We start from the raw sequence: 20,641 nt of genomic DNA on the forward strand, positions 1-20,641 counted from the left end.
GGGGTAGAACCCGGTCCTTGCCTCTGGATACCGGCGCCAACAAAAAGCCCCGCCACGTCTTTCTCGTGGCGGGGCTCTCCTGTCGGCGGTACCTGCGTTACGCTCGCCTTCTTAGGGAGCCAGAGCGAATTGTAACCAACATTGTAACCAACAGGCATTTTTCGGGGGGCAACAGGCTAGGGAAGTAGGCCCTAACCTGTTGATTTTGAATGGTCGGAGTGGAGGGATTCGAACCCCCGACCACCTGCCCCCCAGGCAGGTGCGCTACCAGGCTGCGCTACACTCCGAAACAGGGCGCGCAGGATAGCGTATTTCGTCTTGTCTAGGAAGACCGAAGGCCTGGCAATCGGCTTGGCGGTCGATTTAGATGTCGTGGATGACGTTCCGGTCGTCCTTTCCCAGCGACTGGATGATTTCCGGCCGGCCATAGTAGAAGCCCTGGCCCCAGTCGATCCCCATCTCGCGCAGCATGTCGGCGGTGCGCTCATCGCCGATGAACTCGGCGACGGTAATCAGCCCCATGTCCTTGGCCATGGACTGGATGTGCTGGACGATTTTCTGCGCCCGGACGCTGTCACTCATGTTCTGCACCAGTGCGCCTTCGATCTTGAGGAACGTGAAGGGCATGTCGAGCAGGTAGCGGTAGGAGGAGTAACCGCTGCCGAAGTCGTCCAGGGCAAGTCGCAGGCCGAAGTCGATCAGGGGTTTGAGGGCCATGAGGGCATCCGCCGTGTCCTCAAGCACCTCGCGTTCGGTCATTTCCAGGACCAACGGCTTGGGGCCCGGCTTCTCCACGCCATCAATGCCCTCGCAGGCGGCCTGTGCGTTAAGGATTACCTGCTCCATCAGTTCGGGGTGCTGCAGGAAGTCGCCCGAGATATTGACGAAATGCGCCATCGGCCGGTGAGTGATCGAGGCTGCGCAGTTGTTGATGGTCTGGTTGATGATCTCGAAGTCGATCCGGTGGGCCATCTGCAACCGCGAGGCGGCATCGATGAACAACCCCGCCGGGATGACGTCGCCCTCGGGGGTGATCATGCGGGCCAGGGCCTCGTCGGCGACCACCTCGCCGGTCTTGAGGTCGACGATCGGTTGGCTGGCCGCAACAATGCGCCCTTCGTGGATGGCGCGATCGAGCGCGCCGCCGGTGGTGTACACGGAGGGCTGCAGCAGCCGGTCGGCGTTGACCACGCGGTCGCGGCCGGTGCGCTTGGCCTCGTAGACGGCGGCATTGAGCGCACTGAGCTGGTCTCGCGGCTGGGTGCGGGTCGTTTCGCCGGGACCGAGCGCGCCGTGGCCGATGCTGACGGTAACGGAGCCCAGTGGCGGGGCGTCATCGCCGCCATTGAAGCGGACGCTGGCGGCAGATGAGCGGATGCGTTCGGCGATCTGCTGGCTGCGTTCGGCCTGGCGGGGCGGAATAAGGAGCATGAACTCGTGACCGCTCCAGCGCGCTGTCATTACGTCGTCGGGCACCGCCGCCTGCATGGCGCTGGCGAGATCGCGGATAACCCGGTCGCCGACGTGATAGCCGAGGTAGTCGTTGACGGTCTTGAGCCGGTCGATGTCGACCAGCATCAGGCGATGGCTGCTGTCACCATCCGACTGGATTTCGCGGATGCGCTCGAGCATCGTGCTGCGGTCTGGCAGGCCGGTGAGCGAATCCTGGCTGGTGGGCGAGCAGAGGCTTTCCAACATAACGACCAGTCGTTGGTGCTCGTCGAGCGGGGTTATGCCGAGAGTGATCTCCCGGTTATCCATCAGGCCGACCAGAGAGGTTTCCTCGCCATCGATCAGGGCTGTGCCTAGCGGCGAGCCGGGGTTCATTTGCAGACGGCTTTCCAAGCGTTCGCGAAGGCTCTGGTCGCCGTCGGTCGGGAACAACTCCTCCGCGCGGGGGCTGGCGCTGAGAACGCGGCCGGAGGCAGTGCAAAGAAAGACGATCATGCCCGGATCGGTCCCTCCGTCTGCCGTGACGTTGTCGAGTTGCATCGTCCCTGCTCCTTCCCTGCCTACTATTTCTGCCACCCGACCTATAGGTGAGCGCCACTCGAGCATCCTAGCAGCGAAGTGACGCGATCTGAATCAGCATTATCTGATACAGACCGCCATAACAAACAGCGCATTCAGGAGGCGTTCGTATCGCAGACGGGGTTGGCGTTGATGCCGTCGATGCAGCGAATCAGGGTGTCGATGCGTGGTGCGATGCGGTCGGCTGATTCATTGGCGTCTAGCGCGTCCTCGAGCTCACCGGCCAGTGTCTGCAGCTCGGTTTCACGGCAGCACGCGGCTGCCCCCCGGAGCTTGTGCGCGGCGTGGCGCAGCGTGTCGTGGTCGTCGGCTTGTTCGGTCAGGAGACGGCGGTAGCTCGGCAGTTCATCGCAGAGCAGGCGCGTCAGGAACGGGTCGCGTTCGTCCTTGCGGTCGCTTGTGGCGGGCCCGTTGGCCTCGGGGTCGGCTCGGCCATGTGTCTCGAGGGGGAAGAATTCGCCGATCGCGCTCAGCAGGTCGCCGGCGGTCACCGGTTTGGTCAGTACCCGCTCGATGCCACTGTGCAGCAGATCCTGATGCACGATGCCCTGCCGGTTGGCGGTGATGGCGATGATCGGGGTTTCCAGATGGCGCGGGCGTTTTTTCAGGATGCGCGCCACGCCGGCGCCGGTAATGTCCGGCATGTGCATGTCCGTGAACACCACGTCGATATCTTCGTGATCGGCCAGTGCCAGCGCCTGCTTGCCGTTGGTGGCCTCGAGAACATGGAAGCCCAACTCTCGCAGTGTTTGGCCTAGGTGGGCGAGGTAGACCGGGTCGTCGTCGATCACCAGCGCGGTCCGGCCGGCGAAGGAATACAGGGCGTGTCGCCCCGGTTTGCCATGCCGTGGTTTGCTCGCCCCACTGCCGGTGGGTGGATTGTCGGCCCTGCGAGGCGGGGCCAGTCGGGCCGGGCTACGCCCCGGCCCCGGTGTTGGCGTACCCAGTACCCGCTCGAGCGAGGCGGACAATGCCCGGGCGCGAATGAACAGTGGCAGGGTGAAGTCCGCCCAGTGAAGCGGCGCGGCCGGTCGGCCCCGGATGGTTAGATGGCTTGATAGACCAATGACCCGTCCGGCCAACGAGACCCACTGCCCGAAGGCCGGGTCCTCGTGGTGTCGTTCCACGATTCGCTCGTCGAGGAACAGTAGGTCGACCGGCTGACCGAAATCCGGTTCGACCTGGATGTTTGCCCCCAAGGCGGCGAGGTTGCCCTGCCAGGCACGACGATGTTGTGCCGAGGCGCAGACCACAGCCGCCAGTTGTCCGGCGAGCCGGTCGCCGCTGTCGGGTTCGCCGATCAGGATGGGGGCGCTGAAGATCGCGGTCATCCCAAAGCGGCCGGGTTCGGTTTCGACGACTTCGAGTGCCGAATCGAGATGATGGGAGATGCAACGCAGAATCCAGAGATCGATCAGATCGTCGACCAGCAAGCCCTCGAGTTGCTCGGGCAGCGGTTGTGCGAGGCGCTCCGACAGCTGTTCCTGATCGAGCGAGCAGTGACGGGCCTGCCCATCGACGGTCAGGCGAAAGCGTCCTAGCCGGTCGCCCCCATCGCTCTCGTAGTCGTCCTCGAGTTCGAGCGTGATGGCCGGCTCGCACAGGTGGGCGATGCAGAGGATCTCGTTGATCAGGCGGTCGAGCAGCCGGCGCAGCATCTGTGGATCGAACATGATCTCGCGCGGCAGATCCTGGTAGCCGATGAACTGCAGCACTTCGCCATCGCGCTGGGCGCTGGTCTGCCAGTCGGTGACCAAGTCCTCGCCGGTGGTGCGCAGGTTGACCCGGCCGTCGGTTCGCGTCATGCGTCCGGCGGTGATCTCGTGGTAATCGATGATGTTTTCGATCGAGATGCGTAGGCGGTGGCTGGCATGCCGCATTAGCTGAAGGGAACGAGCCGGCTCCTGTTCGCCGCCGTCGGCCGGGGGCGCGCAGCGGCTCAGGCGACGTTCCAGGGTGGCGAGGCTGTCGACCGCCGAACGGATATGCCCCAATGGGGTCACCCATTGTTGGTTGACCAGTTCGAGCACCGAGGCGGCGGAAAGCTGACTCTCGCCGTCGTTGTGTTGGGTCGGTATCGGTGACTGGCTGGGAGGCGTGGCTTGCGGTGGACGGGACCGTTGCCGGCCCCAAAGAATAGCCACCGACAAGCCGGCAAGCGTCAGCCAGGCGCCGGTCCAACCGATGGTCACCGCCCAGAATGCCGGCGAGGGAAGGGCGCGGTCGGAAACGAGCGCCTCGATTGCCAGTAGCAGCGGCGGGACGACAAGGGCGAGCAAGGCCCACGGCAACGCCGCTCCCAGGGAAGCAAGGCGGCCGGCAAGGCCACGTCGTTTGGGGGGGTGTTTACTGCGTATCGGAGCGTTCACCGAAGGCCTTTGTGGCATACTCGGGGCGCGAGAAAAAACCCGCCTCCCCGTATGATTTTGGGATGAATTTGGTAACTGGAGCGAGCCGGCAAAGCGTATGTTAGGTCACCGTCTTGATCAATTGATCGGCAACACGCCACTGGCGCGTATCCAGCGCCTCGACCCTACGGGTGCGGCCCGAGGCAACGTGATTCTCGGCAAGCTCGAGGGCAACAACCCCGCCGGATCGGTGAAAGATCGCGCGGCCCATTCGATGATCGCACGCGCCATGGAGCGTGGCGAGATCAAGCCCGGCGACCGGCTGATCGAGGCGACCTCGGGTAATACCGGCATCGCGCTGGCGATGGTGGCCGCCACCCTGGGTCTGCGCCTGACGCTGATCATGCCCGAGCACATGTCGATCGAGCGGCGACAGTCGATGGCCGCCTACGGGGCGGAGCTCAAGCTCGTCTCCCGCGAGGAGGGCATGGAAGGCGCGCGCGATCTTGCCGCCACGATGGCCGCGCGGGGCGAGGGCACCGTGCTGGACCAGTTTGCCAACCCGGACAACCCGCGGGCGCATTACCTGACCACCGGCCCGGAAATCTGGGCGGCCACCGAAGGTCGCGTGACGCACTTCGTCTCCGCAATGGGTACCACCGGCACGATCATGGGCACCTCGCACTATCTCAAGGAGCAGAATGCGGGCGTGGAGATCGTCGGTGTTCAGCCCCGCGAGGGCGCGCAGATTCCGGGGATCCGGCGCTGGCCGGCGGAATACCTGCCCCGCATCTTCGAGCCGACCCGGGTGGATCGCACCCTGGATATCGGCCAGGCAGAAGCCGAGGAAATGACCCGGCGGCTGGCGCGCGAAGAGGGCATCATGGCGGGGATTTCCTCGGGTGGCGCGATGGCCGCGGCACTCAAGGTGTCCGCCGAGGCGGAGAACGCCGTGATCGTCACCATCGTCTGCGATCGCGGTGACCGCTACCTGTCTACCGGGGTCTTCCCGGCGGGCTGATTCCCCTGACCGTCCGAGGGAAGGTCTGCACGAATAGCCAATGTCTCTGGCTTACCGGCTTGTTCGCCATCAAGGCGGCGATTCGAAGTCGGGCTCGCTGCCCGACGAGGATCGGCAACACCGAGGGCGGGCAAGCCGGAAAGCCCCGCAGGGCGGGTCGCCAGGCGCCCACCTGCGGTGTTGCAGCGCTTGCGAATGACGACAGCCATTGGGCAGCGCACGGCGCCTTGCATCTGGACGCCTGGCAACCCGCAGAGGCGTTGGCTATTCGTGCAGACCTTCCTTAGCCGGCCCTGCCGCGCCTCCCGTGCGGCAGGGCCTTTGTCTTTCCCCTGTTCGAGAAACCGATGGCCCGCCACCCCAGTCGCAAGAAACGCCACAAGCACGCCAAGCCGCTGCCGCAGGGCGAGTTCGCCGCCCACATCGAATCGCTGACCCTCGAGGGGCGCGGTGTGGCCCATGTTAATGGCAAGGCGACCTTCATCGGCCGGGCGCTGCCGGGCGAGGATGTGCGCTTTGTCTACCGTGACCAGCGCCGGCATTTCGACCTGGGCGATGCGGTGGCCGTGGATCGAGCCAGTCCGGAACGGATCGAGCCGGGCTGTCCGCATTTCGATCACTGCGGGGGGTGCGCGATCCAGCATCTGGCCCCCGAGGCGCAGCTGCGGCACAAGCAGCAGGCCTTGCTGGATCAACTGTCGCGGATCGGGCGGGTGGCGCCCGAGCAGGTGCTCGAGCCATTGACGGGGCCGATCTGGGGCTACCGCCGCATGGCGAGACTGGGCGTGCGCTTCGTGCGCAAGAAGGGGCGTGCGGTGGTGGGGTTCCGTGAGCTCGGCTCGGCGCTGCTCGCCGATATCGACATCTGCCCGGTGCTCGATCCGCGGGTGGGCGAGCGATTGCCGGCAATCGGCGAACTGATCGGTCAGATGGATGCCCGCCGAGACATTCCCCAGATCGAGGTGGGCTGTGGCGATGCGCACTGCGCGCTGGCCTTTCGCCACATGGTGCCGTTGGGTGAGGCGGACCGGGCGCGTCTGGATGCCTTCGCCGACGAGCACGGCTTCGCCATCTTCCTGCAGCCGGGCGGGCCGGACAGCCTCGAGCCGCTGGCGGAGGGGCCGCGTGACGTCTACCCGAGCTACCGTCTCGACGAGTTCGACGTCGAGATCCGTTTCTCGCCGCTGGACTTCGCCCAGGTCAATGCCGAGATCAATCGGCGCATGGTGCGCCAGGCGCTGGACTGGCTTGCAGTGCAACCGGGCGATCGGGTGCTGGACCTGTTCGCCGGGCTGGGTAATTTCAGCCTGCCGTTGGCCCGCCAGGTTGGGCCGAACGGGTCGGTCACTGCCGTGGAGGCCGATCAGGCGATGGTCGATCGCGGTGCGGCCTGTGCGGCGAGCAATGGCATCGAGAACACGCGGCATGTGGCCGGCAACCTGTTCGAGCCCGATGCGGGTCATGGCTGGCTTGCCGAGTCGTTCGATCGTGTCCTGCTCGATCCCCCTCGGGCCGGTGCCGAGGCCATGATCCCGGTGATCGCCCGCATGAAGCCCGCTCGGGTCGTCTACGTCTCCTGCCACCCGGGCTCGCTCGCCCGCGACGTCGGGCGACTGGTGAACGATCACGGCTGGCGGCTGCTGGCCGCGGGCGTGATGGATATGTTCCCCCACACGGCGCACGTCGAATCGATGGCCGTCCTGGAGCCCGGCGTCACTGGGCGAAAATAAGACCGGCAATCGTCAGGCTGCCGTGCAGCAGGGCGGCGGTGACGGTCGCCGCCAGGGCCCGGCGCAGGCGTGCCGGGGTGATGCACCGAGAGATCCCGGCCGGCGACCAGGGAAAGCGGCAGGGCGGCCAGGATCACCAGGGTGGCGACGGGCAAGCGGCCCAGGGCGACCAGGAAAACGGGCACCAGGTAGGCCGGCTGCCGTCGTGGTAACAAAGGCGTAGCGGGCACGGCGCCTGCCCAGGCGCACGACCCAGTGGCACTTTCCGGCGAGGCGGTCGGCCTTGAAGTCCGGGAACTGGTTGATCAGCAGCAGGCTGGCGGTCATCAGGGCGAAGCCGGCCCCCGGCGACAACGGGCAGGGCGTGAAAGCCGCCGCGTTGGACGATGTCCGCACCCAGCGGCATGAGGATGCCGAAGCCGATGCCAACGGCAATCTCGCCAACCCCTTTGGCGTTGAGGGAAATGGGCGATCCGGAATAGGCCCAGGCCAACAGCAGGCCGACCAGACCGAGGGCGAGCAGCGGCCAGCCGCCCGGGATCAGCAGGATCAGCCCGATGACCGATGGTCAGGGCGTAGAGCCACCGGGCGAGTCGTTGAGTCCCCTGGCGAGTCATGACGCCGCTCTGGATCATCCGGCTGCCGCCGGTGAACGGGAACAGGCGTTCCTGATTGGCGGCGTCACTGCCGTTGATGTCGTCGGCAAGGTCGTTGTGGACGTTCGCCGCCGCATGCAGGGTAACGCGCCGAACAGCGTCAGGGCGGCCCATAGCGGGTCGAGCGTCAACCCTGACGCATGCGAGGCCGCCAGGCCGACGCCAGCGGCGACCAGCGCAAGCAGCAAAAAGGCCGGCCGGGTCGCGATCAGGGTACGTTGCAGGGGGTGGCGGCAGAGACGGGTGACGTCGGGTTCACGCGGCATATTCATCGTATCCGGGATTGCTGCAACGAATCGCTATCTTACCGCCTCGCCCGAATGGCATTGTCACGGGCGAACGGTTTGGGTAGAATCTGCGCCCTTCGCGAGCCATGGCGTCATCGCCAATCAAGTGTGCCGTGAAGGAAACGGAGAGGTGTCCGAGCGGTCGAAGGAGCGCGCCTGGAAAGCGCGTGTACGGTAACCCCGTACCGAGGGTTCGAATCCCTCCCTCTCCGCCAGTTTCTGTGTGGCCCGGGGTCGAAAGCCGGGCGTGGATGCGACCTCGGTCGCGTCCTTCCGTTTGGAGAGGTGCCGGAGCGGTCGAACGGGGCGGTCTCGAAAACCGTTGACCCCCTCGCGGGGTCCCAGGGTTCGAATCCCTGCCTCTCCGCCAAATAAGTGCCTGATCTATAGGCAAAAAGAAACCCGCCGGCTTTCCGGCGGGTTTTTTTGGGAAAGATTTGGGGAAAGGGTGGGGCGGTCTACTCGAGCCCAAGGGCCTTTTCGGCGAGCTTTCTCATGTCCCCGGCGTCGTCGTTGATCCATTTGCCGTAGTTCCGATAGATCATGGTCGGCGAGCTGTGGCCTACCTGGTCGGCGATCCACGTCACCGGCAGCCCGGCCGTCAGGCACTGGCTGATGAACGTGTGCCGGCAGTTACCTGGCCCGCGGAAGCGCACACCGGTCGCCTCGAGCATCGGCTTGAAGAACTTCTTCCTGAAGTTGTTATCGGTGGTGTACGGCATGCCGTCCGGCTTCGGCCGGAACACCGGCCGGATCACCTCGCGCCGCACCGTGCGGTTATCGCGGCCCACCACCATCACCTCGATAGGCTTCTGCCCGCCGGTCATCTTGTACTGACGTTTCAGCGCTTCCCATGCCGGCTTGAGCAGCTCCACCTTGCGCGTCGATCGTCGGGTCTTTGTCGCCTTGATGTTGCCGCGCACGGCCGCGCGGCGGAACTGCACCGTGCCGGTCGACAGATCCACATCCTCCCAGGCGAGCAGGCAAGCCTCCGACCAGCGCGGCCCGGACCAGATCATGAACTCCGTCAGGTTCAGGTTCTGCACCCGCTCGGTCTGGTAGGAAAGGATTCGCTCGATCTCCCGGCGCGTGAACGGGTCCGGGTCATCATCATCCGGCAGGCGCACATGCACGCCCTTAGTCGGATCCCACGCCTTGCGGTTGCGCGTCTGGTAGAGCGAATACACCTGGCGCAGCACCGCGATCGTCTCCTTGATCGACTTCGACGACAGATAATCCAGCTCCTCGCTCACCCAGGCCTCGATCTCCAGATAATCCACCTGGTCCGCCTGCCGATCGCCGAACTTCACCAGAATGCGATCCGCGCACGTCCGGTACCCCGTGAGCGTGCTCTTCGCCACCCGCGTGCGCTTCAGGTCAAGCCACAGCGCCAGATAATGGCCCAGCGTGTTCTCCGCCAGGTTGCGGCTTTCCGGGAAGCGCTGCGCGTAATCGAACGTGCCGATCTTGATCTCATGGCGCACCATCTGCGCCAGCTGCTCGGCATAGGCCAGGTTCTCGTCTGTGGCCGCAAGCCCGATAGGCTCGCGACACAACTTGCCCTGGTAGCTAAAGTAGACGCGAATTTTCCCGCCGCGGACCTCGACACCCTTAGCCATGGAGAGCCCTCATGCAAAAGCCCACCCTCTCGGAAAAGATCGGCACCGTCCTGTTCATCGCGCTGGTTGCTTTCATCTGGATCCTCGTCGAAACCTCCGGAGAGGAAGAGCCGGCAGCAGAACAGCCGCCGGCGGAAGAAATCGCCGCCACTGACCCGGCGCCGACCGAGCCGGCCAGGCCGAAACCGACGGCCGACCAGCTCGCCGCCGCCCTGAATGTTGTCGAGGCAGAGCCCAAGGTCATCAGCGCCGCCTGGCAGGACGAATCACTGCCCAGCTTGCTGGTCGGGGTGGCAGACGACGGCACCCGCCGGGACGGGTACGCGGAATATATCTGCCATATCCTCGCCGAGCAGCGAGTGTATGGCGGGGTCGTTCACGTCATGGACAACTACGCCGAAGACTGGACCGAACTCGGCGAGCACTGGTGCAAGATCAAGCCGCCGCCTGCATCAGGCGGTTGATCGCTTGAACTCAATCACCCACACCCACGGGTTTTCGTCCCATGCGTCTTTGCCTTTGATCGACTCCCAAAGCGATCGGAAACTTCGTACTGGGCACGTGACCCCAAACGATGTTTGGTCCAAGTAGTGCTTCCATACGGCTTCGTCACCGTATTCCCACACGCCTTCTGCCTTGGCGTCCGCCTCGTTAATGTCCTGCAACCGCTCAACGCGCACGTCCGTGATTTCGAGCGTGATCCGGCTGGCCCAGCGGGGCATGTGGATGGATGGGGTCCATTTCACCGGGGTCTCGTTGCCATTGCAGTCATAGCAATGCACGGCATTTGGGTTGGTGGCCCGGTAAGTGATTTTCTCGTGCGGGGAGCCTGAGCCGGACAATGTGCGGATCTCATACCCGAACGCCTCACGCACCCACAGGCGTTCGCCGGGCACTCCATAGGGAGGACGAACGCGAATCGCGTTGGTTGAATGCGGAATTTCTCCAATGCCCCAGCGGCATTTGCCTTCATCTTTCCGGCTTGTGCTTTCAATCACATACCCGAGGTACTGATGATCATTTGACGGCTGCGGCTTCACGACCCGCCGCGTCTGCGTTTTCCGGCCGTCGAGGATGGCGCGCACCATGTCGTCGTTGAATAGAATCGGTCGCTCTTTCATGCCTCACCCCCTCTGAAAAACCCAGCAGCGCACCGACTTCGGTGTCATCCCGCTGGCGTCCGTATACCGAATCCCCGACTTCACCACCTTGTTGTTCGCCATGAACTTGTAGCGTTTCGAGGTCTTCAGGTGGCGCTTTAGATCGATGATCGGCGGCACCTGTTGTTTGCGGGCGTTCGCCTGCTCGACGAACTCGTTCAGGTTCACCGCGATCAGATCCGAATCGCGCGCATGGTTCAGCCGCGCCTCGATGCCGCCATCGTTCAGGAACTCGAACGCCTCCCAGAACTCCTTCACGATCGGGTGATCTTCCTCGATGGCCTGCTGGCGCTCGAGTGCCAGCGCCACCGTCCAATCCTTCGCCTCGTCGATCGCGCCGGCGGGCATCTGCATCACCCGGCCCAGCGCCTCGACCAGCGCCATGATCTGCGCGTGGTTCTTCGCGATCCGCACGCTCTTGATCTCCGGCAGATCCATCAACTTGCGCTCGAACTCCGGCGTCTTCGCCAGGAAGGTTTCCATCACCTGGTTCTCGCGCTTGGTCACCTGCAGGATCCAGCCGCTCACGTCCTCCGTCGGGATGCGCTCGAGGCGCTCGGCCATCGCCTTGGTGCCCGGGTTGTGGCCATCGCGGGTAAAGCCCAGGTGCACGATCCGCTGCAAGATCGCCTCGCTCGCATTCACCGGGTCGTTCTGGGAGATCACCAGCGCCCCGCGGAACGGCGGTTCATAGGTCTCGTTGCCGCTGTTTTTGTGCCCGCGCGAGCGGCTGGCCCGGCCGTTATAGGCCGTCTTCATCTCGTCCCAATCGAAGCGCTTGGACTTGGCAATATCCTCGTCCCGGTCCGCCTCGATCAGCACCACCGGCAGGTTGCTCACCTGGGCGAAGTTGCGCGACCGCGCCGCGAGCGTCGACTTGCTCGGGTCAAAGCCCTCGTAGTCCCGGCGGCCGACCAGCTTCCAGAGAAACTCGATCAGCGTCGACTTGCCCGCGCCCGGCTCACCGACGATCTCCAGAAAGGGATAGCTCTTGTGCGCATCCCGGATCTGCTCCGCGAACAGCGAGCCCATCCAGTACGCCAGCGCGATCACGCCCAGCCCCTGGTAACTGCCGTACAGATCATCCATCCAGTCCGTGGTCAGCTCCTCCAGGTCCGGGTTGATCGCCAGCCTCACCGACTGCGAAAGCGACTTCACCGACAGCGGCCGCCCGTTGTTCGACAGGTCGAAGAAATCCTCGCCGTTGATGTCCGTCACCCGGCCCTGGTGAACCGCCAGATCACCCAGCAGCCACGCCTCGTGCTCCGGCGAATAGCCCGTGAAATCGATCGTATCCACCACCTTCAGCCCTCCTAGCTGATTCTTCAGAATGCGGTCAAGCTGCTGGCTCGACCCCGTCCAGACCGCGCCGGTCGCCACCGAAAGCAGCCGCTTCTTGAACTCGCTCGCACTGGCCAACTGCCCACCCGTGAACGTCGCGTTCACCTCCGCCTGCTTGCCCATCGGCAAGCGGATGCGCGTGTAATACCAGCTCTCATCGGTGATCGCGTTCGACTGGAAATACAGGAAATCGAACGCACAGTTCGCGATCTCGGTCAGGTTGCCCGACTTCTCCAGCGCCTTATCGTTGATCTCCTGCTCGGAAAGCTCCGGATTGCCTTCCTCGATCTCCTGCTGGGCCTTCGTCAGCTTCTCCACGTCCAGCTTGAACCAGTACGTGCGGTCCCGGTGCACCACCGAGAACTCGCGCCAGCTGCGCCGGTTGTAGATCAGCCGTGCCTTTTCCTCGGCCGAATCGGCCAGCAGCATCGCGCCCAGGAACCGGCCCTCGTTCATCAGCCAGTCGTCGATCTGCTTCCGGGCGTAGAGATCGTTCCAGTCGCGCTTCTTGCCATCCCGCGTCGGGATCTCGAACGCCTCCGCCTCGAAGCCCGCCTCCCGCGCCGTGGCCACGTGCTTGCGCATGTAGCGTTTGCCGGCCGTGTCCGGGTCCAGCGCGAAGACTACCTTCACGCCCTCGTCCAGCTTCTCCAGGAACGCGCTCGGGTAGTTGTTGCAGGAAAGGGCCGCCACCGCCGGCGTGCCGGCCAGCGTCAGCGCGATCGCATCGAAGATCCCCTCGACGATCCACACCTCGGAAAGCGTGGAAACGTCCACCCCCGGCGGCACCCACACCATGGCCTTGTACCGGCCATGAAAATGCGCCTTGCGCCCCAGCTGGCGCTCCTTGTCGATGAAGCGCTCCCAGTACACCCCGTCGGCAATCTCGAAGCGCACCGTCGCCGTGCCGACCTTCTTCTTCGGGTCGTAGAAGCTCCCCTGGGTAAACCACCCGGCGATCTTCTCCAGCGGCAGCTGGCGCACCATCGACAGGTACGCCTTCGCCGTCGCCATCGGGTCGGTCTCCGTCGGCGCGAACCGCTTGGAGAAATCCGCGAACGCCTCCGGATAGAGATCCTTCACGTGCCCCTCCCACGCGCACTTGTTCAACCGCCCGCAGCGGATCAGCCAAGGCTCTTGCGCGTGGGTGAACAGCTCCTTCTTGCTGCAACTCGGGCACTTGCCCTGGCGCAGCCACTTGCCGGCCGTCTTGAGCCCGTAGTCCGCACGCAGCCGGTCAGTGATGTTGTCTCGAAGATTGGCATCCATGTATTGCCTTCCCCCTTCAAGCCGCAGCGACGGAAGTCGGAACAACCATCTGCTTTTCGTGAGTGAAGTTGGCCTCGACGATCGCGCGGGCCAGTGGTGGGCAGACGCTGTTGCCGATCAGGCGCACCTGGACGTATTTCGGCACCGGCTTTCCATTGGCCTGGTCGAACCGGTAGGAGGCTGGGAAGCCTTGGGCCATGGCCAGTTCGTGCGGCTGAAGCATGCGCATGCCGATGTCGGTGATGACGTACTGCTCGCCGTCGATCGTGACGGTGACCAGTTGGAGCCGGTCCTTCGTCGTGATGGTCGGCGCCGGGGCCTGTAGGTCGCGACCGGTCTCGCCGGAGCCGCTGCCGTAGTAGGGGGCGAGGAAAGCGGCGACCGTAGCGGCATGCGTTCCGCCGGCGCAGATCGTGGATAGCGGATCGCGCGGGTCGCGCCCGCCCCTATCGCCCCCCTTCAGGTTGAGCATGGTCACCGCTACCGGGGCGTTGTGATCGGTGGCCGTTACGGTCGGCAGTGGCTTCCGCATGTCGTCACCGACCACGCCGGTGTAGTGCTTGGCGAGGAAGGCCGAGACCACGCCGATCGGCGCACATCCGCCTGGGTTTACGCCGGGACGGGTGACGTTGGCGTTGGCCGTGATGGTGTGCATGGGTTCGTCTGCCCGGTGGCCGATTGCCCCGGTTCTGAACTTGGTGATATGCGGGGCGACCACGGCGAAGCTCCCGCCCTTCGGCCAGGCAGTGATCGTGCGCAGTGGCTCGGTTGTCGGCTGGACTCTGTCGCCGCCGTTGCCGTAGTTGGCGATCGGCACGATGAACGGGTCGCCGCTCTCGACCACGTAGCGCATGACGCCCTTGGCGATCCGTCGCAGGGTGTTGTCGGCCAGCGGACGGGCGCGATCGAAGATGGACGGGCAGGGCAGTGACCAGTCGATGCACTCGGCCGCGGTCCGGTGGGGTTTCATCCGGCCGGCGCGCACTTCCCGCGAGTCAGGCGCGCCGTGGCTAGGCTTCGGCCAGGTGATGGGCAGGCCGTCACGCCGGGCGACCAGGAACATCCGCCGGCGGATAGTCGGGGCCCCGTAGTCGCTGGCGCGCAGGATCTTCCAGTCGACGGCGTAGCCGTGGCGCTTGAGCGTGCGGACGAAGGAGCGGAACGTCTGCCCCTTGCGATCCGGATCCGGCACGACCTTGCCGTCCCGCTTGATCAACGGGCCCCAATCGAGGAACTCCTCGACGTTTTCGAGCGCGATCATCCGCGGTTTCACCCTGGCTGCCCATCGAGCGGCCACCCAGGCGAGGCCACGCACGCTTTTGGATACCGGACGCCCGCCCTTGGCCTTGCTGTGGTGCCGGCAGTCAGGCGAGAACCAGGCGAGCCCGACGGGCATGCCGTGGGTGGCCTGCTCCGGGTCAATGTCCCACACGTCGGCCACGGCATGCTCGCTGCCGGCGTGGTTTTCCGTGTGGATGGAGATCGCCGCTTCGTCGTGGTTGATGGCGAGATCGACCGGGCGGCCCAAGGCCTGCTCGATGCCCTCGGATGCGCCACCGCCGCCGGCGAAATTGTCGACCAGCAGCTCGTGGCCGAACAGGTCGAAGTTGGGAGGCATCTTGCTCATGCCACCACCTCCCGGCTCTCGGCCATCTCGCGAATCACCTCCATGCTTTGGGTCACCCCGGTGACCAGCCGCGCGCAGTGGGCGGCGTCCTTCACGGCGTGGTGCTTGGTGTCCGGGTCCTGCTTGGGCAGCACGATGCCGAACTGCTCGGAAAGCTCGGTGCAGTAGGTGCGGGCATCGCGGACGTGGCGGTAGTGGATTGGGAAATCACCGGCCACGCCGGCCCGCTCGACCAACCCCTGGAGGATGCGCATGTCGAACTCGGCGCCCCACGCCCACCAGGTGGCGTCATCCGGCGACCGAGCGTCCACGCTCTCCAGCCAGGCACTCAAGCGCCACAGCATCTCCCAGGGGCCGTTGCAGTTGTAATTCCCCCCGGCGGACAGAATGGGGCGCTCATCTGCCAGACAGTCGCGCGTGGCCTGGTCGGAATAGCCGCCCGCCTCGGCCATGCTCGGCACCGTGTTCGCAGTGACGAACGCCGTCACGCACTCGTCCGCCGGCAGCGAGCGGTCGAAGACCACCGCGCCGATCTCCACCACCGCCGGCAAATGCTCCCGGCTGGTGCTCAACGTCTCCAGGTCGATCGCAATGTCGATTCGCTTTCTCTGTGTCATATCCATGTCCTCCGAAAAAATAAGCCGCGCGTGGCGGCCAGTCGGTCGGGCCGATCCCGGCCCGGTGTGTTCAGTGCGTCGGCTTCCCGGTCTCGGGAATCGACAGGTCAGGGGTGGCCAGCGCCCACACGAAAGAGCGCGGCTTGCCGCGGCGAACCACCTCGCCGCGCCGGTACAGGTAGGAGAGCGTCAGGCTGATGTCGATCCGCTCCAGCTGTTCGCCCAGGTCCTCGGCGATCACCGGCATGTGGGCGCCGCCCGGGTACTCCGCGAGCGCATCCCGCACCAGGCGAACGCGATCACCGCGCATCGCCCACCCCCTGATCAGCCAGCCAGACCACCCCGGCCGGGGTGATCATCGGGCGCTGGTAGTAGGTGATCTCCCCGGTGCCGGGGTGGCGGTAGCTGCTGCTTTTAACCGCCATCAGGCCTTGCTCTACGTACGGCGCGCACGGCTTGTTGTTGCCCTTGTGGATCAGGCCGAACCGCCGCAGTTCGCGGAATAGCTCCTGGCGGCCGATGCCGAGCATCGCGGCGGCGGTGTCGACGGTGTAGTGGTCTGGCAGGTACGGGCTGCGGTATTCCGGCCCGGTGGTGCGTTGGGTTTGCATGGCGGCCTCCCGTTATTCGCTGCGCCCGGAACCGGGGCGCTTGTGGAACAGATACCAGTGGGCCGGCAGGACCGGCGTGCCCCGGCGACGGGCGTAGAAGGCGCGCAGCCGGCGGTTGTTGCGCTCGGCTTCCTGGGCTTCCCGCTCGAGTTCCCGGCTGGGCTGGTAGCGGATCTCGCGTCGTGTCAGTACCTCACGCATGGCTTGCCTCCTGGTTTCCTTCTCCCTTGCCGGCATTGATGAACAGAATCACCTGGCCGTCTTCATCGACGATCTGCACCTTGGCCTGGCCGATGCTGGCCAGCAGTGCCGCCGCCGGGCGGATGTGCTTTAGGTTCTCGGCGTCGAAGTCGATGACGTTGCGCCACGCGCCGGTGGTGTTGAGTTGCAGCTTGTGTTTCATCGCTTGTTGTCCTCCGTGCAGGGCAGCGCGTTTTCGCGCCGAATGTGGGGGGAAAGTGGGATGGCCACGTCCGGATCGGGCACGGCGCTGGGGGAAAGGGTTCGTACCGGGGTGATGCAGGCGACCCAGACGTAACCGCACTCGTCGTTGGCGCAGGTGCAGCGAAGTTCCTTGTAGGTCGGGGTGACTTGGGTCGACTTGCCGACGCGGGCCTTCGATTGGCAGTGCGGGCAGATCAGCATGTACGTCTTCATCCATCAGCCTCCGAGTTGCTTGAAACGGGCGAATAGCTCGAGCGCGCGGGCGAAGTCCTCGTGCATTTCCCGATGGATGGCGGAAAGGGCTTTCTCGTCGATGTCCCCCTCCAGCGCCTCGTTGATCGCCGCGGCCGTCTCGCCGATGTCCTTGGTCCACCGGGCGTAGGCATTCAGCAGCTCGACGTCGGAGCAGTTGCCCGGCTTTGGCAGCGGGATGGCGGCGTGGCCGAGCATTGCCGCCTCGGCGTGGAGGATTCGGTAGTCCTGGCTGATCGCCTGGATGGTTACCGACTCGGAAAGCGTTAGGTGGTGGCTGTCGATGGTGGGGTTGACCTTGTTCGACAGGGTCCCCGGGTTCATGCCGGCCAGCGGTGCTAGGGCGACCGCGCCGCCCGGGAAGTCGTGGACCACGGCGTGTTTCGCCGCGTCCAGGTTCGAGACGGAAAACTCCGGATGTGAGCTAACGGATGACGTTCTCGTAGTCACTGGGCGGCTCCTTGCCGAACATCGGCCATGTGGGAAGCAGGGATCAGATCAATCGGGAACGCGTCCGGGAGCAGCTGCGCCGGGGTGACCTGCCAGCCGGCGGCCAGCGCGATCTTCACGACGTGCCGGGCGGGAACGCCCCGAGTGAGCCAATTGCTCACGTTGTCCGGCGTCACGCCGCAGGCATCCGCCACGGCATCACGGCCGCCGGCGAGTTGGATGGCGCGTCGCAACGCGTCCTGGGGGGTGTTCGTTTTCATGGCAGTTCTCGCGTTATGTGAGCCGGTGTTAGCTAACGTAACGCAAGTTTACGGGAGGGGCAACCCCTAACAGAATGAAATTCATGAAAGCAGTCGACCGAATCGAGCAGATCATCGAGGAAAAGGGCCTGAACAAAGCCCGGTTCTGCGAACTGATGGGTGTCGGCACCAGCTATTTCAGCAACTGGAAGCGGCGGGGGTTCCCCGCCAAACGCCTGCCGAAGGCAGCGGAAATCCTTGGTGTTAGCGTCGAGGAGCTAACGTCCGACGACATCTCGTCGAGTCAGTCAGCGGTGAGAGAGCAGGGGGCTAGGTACGAACCTCACTACTCGCCGGACGTTGACATGCTGGCGTTCAGCCTCGATGCGCTGCTGCGTGAGGGGCGGATAACCGAGAAGGACATAAAGTTGATATGGCAGGTTGCCAGGCGGATGGCAGGCACCAGTGAGAACGGGAGTGGCTCATGAATACAAACCGTTTCATCTACCGAGACAGCAAGGGCGGCGTGTCGATCTGCGAGCCGGCGCTTGGGCGTGTGGTCGGCTCATTCCTGCAAGGGTTTGACGGTCAGGCGTGGCGGACCTTCGTGCTGGACCGGATCGCAGAAGAATGTCCGCACGGGGAGGAATGCGAAGACCGGGTCGAGCACTGGCGGTCATCCGACGAACCGATCCCGTCGGCCACGCCAACCGACACGGGCCTTCGGGTGGCGTTTGTCGACTTCCCCGACGATGAACTCGAGCTAATGGAAGACGAGGCGCATGCGCGCGGCGCGGCGCCGACAGTACCCCATGCCGGCGACCTCGATATTCTTTGCGTCTATGGGGAGCTAACCCCGACCCGTTTTCGGGTGAACGACCACATCATGGCCACGCTGGACAGGAACGTGTTGATTCTTAGCCAGGACGATCTGCAGTGGCTATTGGACTTCGGCGAGATCCGCGATCACGACTGATCCGACCCGGGCGTCACGCATTCCAGATCAACCACCCAGCCGCCGTCGTCCAGCCGGTGGGTGGCGGTATCCAGCACCCAGGATTGCGCCTGGATCTCCAGCGGAAAGCCGGTGAGTATGGCCGGCGTCTCGGCGCGGTAGCGTGCATCGCCGACCAGCCCGGAAAGCGACAGCGCGGCCTTGGCGGCCTGTAGCCGCTGCCACTCGGCGCGGGCGGCCTTGTCTGCCTCCACGGCGTTGGGGTAGGCGGCGCGGAGTTTGCGCCGGTGGCCCGGCTCGCCGACGATCAGATCCCGCTTTTCGCCCAGGTCCCGATCCCACCAGTGCGTGACCACGCCGGTGTAGCGCTCGCGCTGCTGTTCCTGGTAGCGGTGGGATTCGCAGTCGGACCGCCGGATGAGGATGGTCGGCAGGGCCTTGCCGCTTATGGTCCGGCCGTCGGCGCGCTTCTTGAACAACAATCGCCCGTCCTTGACCGCGAACAGCCCGCCGACGCGCTCGCCGAGCCGGGTGAGGAAGTGCAGGTCGCTCTCGCCGGTCTGGTCGATGTGCTCGATGGGGATGGCGCCCAGGTCCGGATCGAACGCGGGCGTGACGTCGTGGCGGAAGGCGATGGTGACCAGGATGTCCTCGACGGTCAGGTCATCCCACCCCTGGTCGCGCTTCTCCGTCCAGCTGCCGGCGAGATCGGCCGAGTGGGCGCGAATCTGGATCTTGTCGGGCGGCCCGCCGTGCTGGACGTCGTCGACGATGAACGCGCCCAGGTCGGTCAGCTCGCCGCCGGCCCAGCCGATGGATGCGCGCAGGGTCACGCCCGGCCGGGGCAAGGCAATGAGGTTGTCGTGGTCCACCACCGTGACATTGAGCTCGTCGGCCTGTCTGCCGCTGTGGTCGGTGAAGGCCAGCGAGTTGCCGCGCCCGGCCAGGGTGATCGGCTTGCCGTCGAGCGTGAGCTGGAAGATCGGCTGCATCAGGTGGCCCCCTGCCGATCGTCACGGGTCCGATCGGCCCAGCGCTGCTCGACCAGCCGGCGGACCGGCTCACGATCGTGGATGGGCAGATCACGTAGCCGCTCGCGCCGCTCGGCCTTCCCCCGGGCGCTGTCCACCCAGTCGGCATACCGCGCCCGCCGCCCGTCGATGGCGTTGGGCATGCTTCGGTTCCAGCTCATGGCAGCATCCCGGCGACCACGCCGCCCAGCCGGTCGGCCGAGTCGTTGGGCTGGCGCTTGAGGTCCAGCGTGAAATCGATCTGCCGGGCGGTACCGTCCTCGAACATGCGCTTCTTGCCCTCGGTCAGCCGGGTGATTTTCCAGGTACCCAGCACGCGCCCGTCACCGGCCACCAGCCACCATGCCGCGCCGGTGTCGGCCATCCGGCGCAGGCGCTCGAGGTGCACCGGCCCGCCGGTCAGCTGCGGGTAGAGCGTGCCGGTCGCACTGATGGTGTCGTTGCCGCGGCCGGTGAATTGGCTCAACGGGTCGTTGTTCACCCGGCTGGTCGAGGGCTGGCGCCACTCGGTGGCGCGGTTGAGCTCCTGCGCCGGGGTAGTGCGCAGGGAAAACAGGAAGTCGCCCAGCATCATCAGCATGGTTCAGTCCTCGTCGTAGAGCGCGCCGCCGGTGCGGCCGCGCAGGGCATCGGCTGTCTGTCGCGCGGCTGCCCGACCGATTGCCTCGGCATCCTGCCCCGGCGCGGCGTTGATGGTGATATTGATCTCGATCGGGGCGTTTGCCATGCCGCCACCGGCGGCCGCCGGACCAGCGCCACCGGCCATCCCGGCGCTTGCCGCGATGGTGATGCCGGCGGCCTGCCGGCGCAGGCGCCGGTTGAGCGCGTCGATCTTGCGCACCGGCTCGCGGGCCGAGCGGTCCAGCCCCATGGCCATGCCGGCCATGGTGTCGTCGCCGATGCTGGCGAAAACCTTGGAGGGCGAGGCGATGCCGAGCTTGTCCTTGAACCAG

The 20,641-nt window shown here is 65.2% G+C and carries 24 protein-coding genes and 3 tRNA genes; 8 read left to right on the forward strand and 19 right to left on the reverse strand.

Translation table 11 applies throughout. From position 1 onward, the window contains the following. Nucleotides 1-210: 210 nt before the first annotated feature. The 3 genes from ABGV18_RS10540 to ABGV18_RS10550 all read right to left on the reverse strand — a co-directional run bounded on the left by ABGV18_RS10540 (nucleotide 211) and on the right by ABGV18_RS10550 (nucleotide 4,322). Nucleotides 211-287: transfer RNA gene (locus tag ABGV18_RS10540), tRNA-Pro, on the reverse strand. Nucleotides 288-363: 76 nt separating this feature from the next. Then, nucleotides 364-1,992 carry an EAL domain-containing protein gene (locus ABGV18_RS10545; RefSeq protein ID WP_396581354.1) on the reverse strand — a complete coding sequence of 543 codons (1,629 nt, stop codon included), beginning with the start codon at nucleotides 1,990-1,992 and terminating at the stop codon, nucleotides 364-366. A gap of 134 nt (nucleotides 1,993-2,126) precedes the next feature. Continuing rightward, nucleotides 2,127-4,322 carry a response regulator gene (locus ABGV18_RS10550; protein ID WP_396581355.1) on the reverse strand — a complete coding sequence of 732 codons (2,196 nt, stop codon included), beginning with the start codon at nucleotides 4,320-4,322 and terminating at the stop codon, nucleotides 2,127-2,129. A 175-nt stretch (nucleotides 4,323-4,497) separates the two neighbouring features. Here ABGV18_RS10550 and cysM point away from each other — a divergent pair, with 175 nt between their 5' ends. From cysM to ABGV18_RS10575, 5 genes are all read left to right on the forward strand, one after another. After that, entirely contained in the window at nucleotides 4,498-5,400 is a 903-nt protein-coding gene (gene cysM / locus ABGV18_RS10555) for a cysteine synthase CysM (protein ID WP_396581356.1), read from the forward strand. A gap of 347 nt (nucleotides 5,401-5,747) precedes the next feature. Continuing rightward, nucleotides 5,748-7,130 carry a 23S rRNA (uracil(1939)-C(5))-methyltransferase RlmD gene (gene rlmD / locus ABGV18_RS10560; protein WP_396581357.1) on the forward strand — a complete coding sequence of 461 codons (1,383 nt, stop codon included), beginning with the start codon at nucleotides 5,748-5,750 and terminating at the stop codon, nucleotides 7,128-7,130. Nucleotides 7,131-7,210: 80 nt separating this feature from the next. Next, nucleotides 7,211-7,342, forward strand: a complete 132-nt coding sequence (locus ABGV18_RS10565) for a hypothetical protein (protein ID WP_396581358.1) — start codon at nucleotides 7,211-7,213, stop codon at nucleotides 7,340-7,342. Between the two features lie 855 nt (nucleotides 7,343-8,197). Beyond that, a tRNA-Ser gene (locus ABGV18_RS10570) sits at nucleotides 8,198-8,288 on the forward strand. A 64-nt stretch (nucleotides 8,289-8,352) separates the two neighbouring features. Continuing rightward, nucleotides 8,353-8,443, forward strand: a tRNA-Ser gene (locus tag ABGV18_RS10575). A gap of 88 nt (nucleotides 8,444-8,531) precedes the next feature. On the opposite strand, the gene ABGV18_RS10580 is transcribed toward ABGV18_RS10575, so the two are convergent. Next, complete coding sequence (locus ABGV18_RS10580) at nucleotides 8,532-9,692, reverse strand: Arm DNA-binding domain-containing protein (RefSeq protein ID WP_396581359.1); 1,161 nt, start codon at nucleotides 9,690-9,692, stop codon at nucleotides 8,532-8,534. 11 nt (nucleotides 9,693-9,703) lie between these two features. Here ABGV18_RS10580 and ABGV18_RS10585 point away from each other — a divergent pair, with 11 nt between their 5' ends. Continuing rightward, nucleotides 9,704-10,156, forward strand: a complete 453-nt coding sequence (locus ABGV18_RS10585) for a hypothetical protein (protein WP_396586005.1) — start codon at nucleotides 9,704-9,706, stop codon at nucleotides 10,154-10,156. Here the strand turns inward: ABGV18_RS10585 and ABGV18_RS10590 are convergent. From ABGV18_RS10590 to ABGV18_RS10640, 11 genes are all read right to left on the reverse strand, one after another. Further along, the gene (locus ABGV18_RS10590) at nucleotides 10,145-10,813 is read right to left on the reverse strand and encodes a hypothetical protein (RefSeq protein ID WP_396586006.1); all 669 of its coding nucleotides are present in this window, start codon (nucleotides 10,811-10,813) and stop codon (nucleotides 10,145-10,147) included. The genes ABGV18_RS10585 and ABGV18_RS10590 overlap by 12 nt on opposite strands. Before the next feature lie 3 nt (nucleotides 10,814-10,816). Further along, nucleotides 10,817-13,462, reverse strand: coding sequence for a toprim domain-containing protein (locus tag ABGV18_RS10595; protein WP_396581363.1), 2,646 nt, complete (start codon nucleotides 13,460-13,462; stop codon nucleotides 10,817-10,819). Nucleotides 13,463-13,478: 16 nt separating this feature from the next. Beyond that, nucleotides 13,479-15,089, reverse strand: a complete 1,611-nt coding sequence (locus tag ABGV18_RS10600; protein WP_396581364.1) for a DNA cytosine methyltransferase — start codon at nucleotides 15,087-15,089, stop codon at nucleotides 13,479-13,481. Next, a complete protein-coding gene (locus ABGV18_RS10605) occupies nucleotides 15,086-15,706 on the reverse strand; it encodes a 3'-5' exoribonuclease domain-containing protein (RefSeq protein WP_396581365.1) in 621 nt (206 codons plus the stop codon). Before ABGV18_RS10605 ends, ABGV18_RS10600 begins: the two co-directional genes overlap by 4 nt. A 70-nt stretch (nucleotides 15,707-15,776) precedes the next feature. After that, complete coding sequence (locus tag ABGV18_RS10610) at nucleotides 15,777-16,016, reverse strand: hypothetical protein (RefSeq protein ID WP_396581366.1); 240 nt, start codon at nucleotides 16,014-16,016, stop codon at nucleotides 15,777-15,779. After that, entirely contained in the window at nucleotides 16,006-16,317 is a 312-nt protein-coding gene (locus ABGV18_RS10615) for a phage antirepressor KilAC domain-containing protein (RefSeq protein WP_396581367.1), read from the reverse strand. Before ABGV18_RS10615 ends, ABGV18_RS10610 begins: the two co-directional genes overlap by 11 nt. Before the next feature lie 12 nt (nucleotides 16,318-16,329). Next, the gene (locus tag ABGV18_RS10620) at nucleotides 16,330-16,518 is read right to left on the reverse strand and encodes a hypothetical protein (protein ID WP_396581368.1); all 189 of its coding nucleotides are present in this window, start codon (nucleotides 16,516-16,518) and stop codon (nucleotides 16,330-16,332) included. Then, on the reverse strand, nucleotides 16,511-16,720 hold the full coding sequence (locus ABGV18_RS10625) for a hypothetical protein (protein ID WP_396581369.1): 210 nt from the start codon (nucleotides 16,718-16,720) through the stop codon (nucleotides 16,511-16,513). Before ABGV18_RS10625 ends, ABGV18_RS10620 begins: the two co-directional genes overlap by 8 nt. Then, on the reverse strand, nucleotides 16,717-16,974 hold the full coding sequence (locus tag ABGV18_RS10630; protein ID WP_396581370.1) for an ogr/Delta-like zinc finger family protein: 258 nt from the start codon (nucleotides 16,972-16,974) through the stop codon (nucleotides 16,717-16,719). Before ABGV18_RS10630 ends, ABGV18_RS10625 begins: the two co-directional genes overlap by 4 nt. 3 nt (nucleotides 16,975-16,977) lie before the next feature. Next, nucleotides 16,978-17,463 (reverse strand): phage regulatory CII family protein, encoded by a 486-nt coding sequence (locus ABGV18_RS10635; RefSeq protein ID WP_396586007.1) that lies wholly within the window; start codon nucleotides 17,461-17,463, stop codon nucleotides 16,978-16,980. Beyond that, nucleotides 17,460-17,723 (reverse strand): transcriptional regulator, encoded by a 264-nt coding sequence (locus ABGV18_RS10640; RefSeq protein WP_396581372.1) that lies wholly within the window; start codon nucleotides 17,721-17,723, stop codon nucleotides 17,460-17,462. Before ABGV18_RS10640 ends, ABGV18_RS10635 begins: the two co-directional genes overlap by 4 nt. Nucleotides 17,724-17,806: 83 nt before the next feature. Between ABGV18_RS10640 and ABGV18_RS10645 the strand changes: the two genes are divergently transcribed. Both ABGV18_RS10645 and ABGV18_RS10650 read left to right on the forward strand, forming a co-directional pair. Next, entirely contained in the window at nucleotides 17,807-18,190 is a 384-nt protein-coding gene (locus tag ABGV18_RS10645) for a helix-turn-helix domain-containing protein (RefSeq protein WP_396586008.1), read from the forward strand. Then, complete coding sequence (locus ABGV18_RS10650) at nucleotides 18,187-18,678, forward strand: hypothetical protein (protein ID WP_396586009.1); 492 nt, start codon at nucleotides 18,187-18,189, stop codon at nucleotides 18,676-18,678. Before ABGV18_RS10645 ends, ABGV18_RS10650 begins: the two co-directional genes overlap by 4 nt. Here ABGV18_RS10650 and ABGV18_RS10655 read toward each other — a convergent pair. The 4 genes from ABGV18_RS10655 to ABGV18_RS10670 all read right to left on the reverse strand — a co-directional run. Then, nucleotides 18,669-19,649, reverse strand: a complete 981-nt coding sequence (locus ABGV18_RS10655; protein ID WP_396586010.1) for a contractile injection system protein, VgrG/Pvc8 family — start codon at nucleotides 19,647-19,649, stop codon at nucleotides 18,669-18,671. The two genes, ABGV18_RS10650 and ABGV18_RS10655, sit on opposite strands and share 10 nt — an antisense overlap. Further along, nucleotides 19,649-19,849: a hypothetical protein gene (locus ABGV18_RS10660; RefSeq protein ID WP_396586011.1), complete on the reverse strand. Its 201-nt coding sequence runs from the start codon at nucleotides 19,847-19,849 to the stop codon at nucleotides 19,649-19,651. Before ABGV18_RS10660 ends, ABGV18_RS10655 begins: the two co-directional genes overlap by 1 nt. Next, nucleotides 19,846-20,268 carry a phage tail protein gene (locus tag ABGV18_RS10665; RefSeq protein WP_396586012.1) on the reverse strand — a complete coding sequence of 141 codons (423 nt, stop codon included), beginning with the start codon at nucleotides 20,266-20,268 and terminating at the stop codon, nucleotides 19,846-19,848. Before ABGV18_RS10665 ends, ABGV18_RS10660 begins: the two co-directional genes overlap by 4 nt. 3 nt (nucleotides 20,269-20,271) lie before the next feature. Then, nucleotides 20,272-20,641 (reverse strand): hypothetical protein (locus ABGV18_RS10670; protein WP_396586013.1); only part of this gene is annotated, 370 nt, incomplete at its 5' end.

It is taken from the genome of Guyparkeria halopsychrophila, assembly GCF_044582135.1.
Classification (GTDB): domain Bacteria; phylum Pseudomonadota; class Gammaproteobacteria; order Halothiobacillales; family Halothiobacillaceae; genus Guyparkeria.

Excerpts from the sequence above, each read along its gene's own strand:
- ABGV18_RS10545 (WP_396581354.1), bottom strand. The coding sequence starts at position 1,992 with ATGCAACTCGACAACGTCACGGCAGACGGAGGGACCGATCCGGGCATG.
- cysM (WP_396581356.1), top strand. The coding sequence starts at position 4,498 with ATGTTAGGTCACCGTCTTGATCAATTGATCGGCAACACGCCACTGGCG.
- rlmD (WP_396581357.1), top strand. The coding sequence starts at position 5,748 with ATGGCCCGCCACCCCAGTCGCAAGAAACGCCACAAGCACGCCAAGCCG.
- ABGV18_RS10565 (WP_396581358.1), top strand. The coding sequence starts at position 7,211 with ATGCACCGAGAGATCCCGGCCGGCGACCAGGGAAAGCGGCAGGGCGGC.
- ABGV18_RS10580 (WP_396581359.1), bottom strand. The coding sequence starts at position 9,692 with ATGGCTAAGGGTGTCGAGGTCCGCGGCGGGAAAATTCGCGTCTACTTT.
- ABGV18_RS10585 (WP_396586005.1), top strand. The coding sequence starts at position 9,704 with ATGCAAAAGCCCACCCTCTCGGAAAAGATCGGCACCGTCCTGTTCATC.
- ABGV18_RS10590 (WP_396586006.1), bottom strand. The coding sequence starts at position 10,813 with ATGAAAGAGCGACCGATTCTATTCAACGACGACATGGTGCGCGCCATC.
- ABGV18_RS10595 (WP_396581363.1), bottom strand. The coding sequence starts at position 13,462 with ATGGATGCCAATCTTCGAGACAACATCACTGACCGGCTGCGTGCGGAC.
- ABGV18_RS10600 (WP_396581364.1), bottom strand. The coding sequence starts at position 15,089 with ATGAGCAAGATGCCTCCCAACTTCGACCTGTTCGGCCACGAGCTGCTG.
- ABGV18_RS10605 (WP_396581365.1), bottom strand. The coding sequence starts at position 15,706 with ATGACACAGAGAAAGCGAATCGACATTGCGATCGACCTGGAGACGTTG.
- ABGV18_RS10610 (WP_396581366.1), bottom strand. The coding sequence starts at position 16,016 with ATGCGCGGTGATCGCGTTCGCCTGGTGCGGGATGCGCTCGCGGAGTAC.
- ABGV18_RS10615 (WP_396581367.1), bottom strand. The coding sequence starts at position 16,317 with ATGCAAACCCAACGCACCACCGGGCCGGAATACCGCAGCCCGTACCTG.
- ABGV18_RS10620 (WP_396581368.1), bottom strand. The coding sequence starts at position 16,518 with ATGCGTGAGGTACTGACACGACGCGAGATCCGCTACCAGCCCAGCCGG.
- ABGV18_RS10625 (WP_396581369.1), bottom strand. The coding sequence starts at position 16,720 with ATGAAACACAAGCTGCAACTCAACACCACCGGCGCGTGGCGCAACGTC.
- ABGV18_RS10630 (WP_396581370.1), bottom strand. The coding sequence starts at position 16,974 with ATGAAGACGTACATGCTGATCTGCCCGCACTGCCAATCGAAGGCCCGC.
- ABGV18_RS10640 (WP_396581372.1), bottom strand. The coding sequence starts at position 17,723 with ATGAAAACGAACACCCCCCAGGACGCGTTGCGACGCGCCATCCAACTC.
- ABGV18_RS10645 (WP_396586008.1), top strand. The coding sequence starts at position 17,807 with ATGAAAGCAGTCGACCGAATCGAGCAGATCATCGAGGAAAAGGGCCTG.
- ABGV18_RS10650 (WP_396586009.1), top strand. The coding sequence starts at position 18,187 with ATGAATACAAACCGTTTCATCTACCGAGACAGCAAGGGCGGCGTGTCG.
- ABGV18_RS10655 (WP_396586010.1), bottom strand. The coding sequence starts at position 19,649 with ATGCAGCCGATCTTCCAGCTCACGCTCGACGGCAAGCCGATCACCCTG.
- ABGV18_RS10660 (WP_396586011.1), bottom strand. The coding sequence starts at position 19,849 with ATGAGCTGGAACCGAAGCATGCCCAACGCCATCGACGGGCGGCGGGCG.
- ABGV18_RS10665 (WP_396586012.1), bottom strand. The coding sequence starts at position 20,268 with ATGCTGATGATGCTGGGCGACTTCCTGTTTTCCCTGCGCACTACCCCG.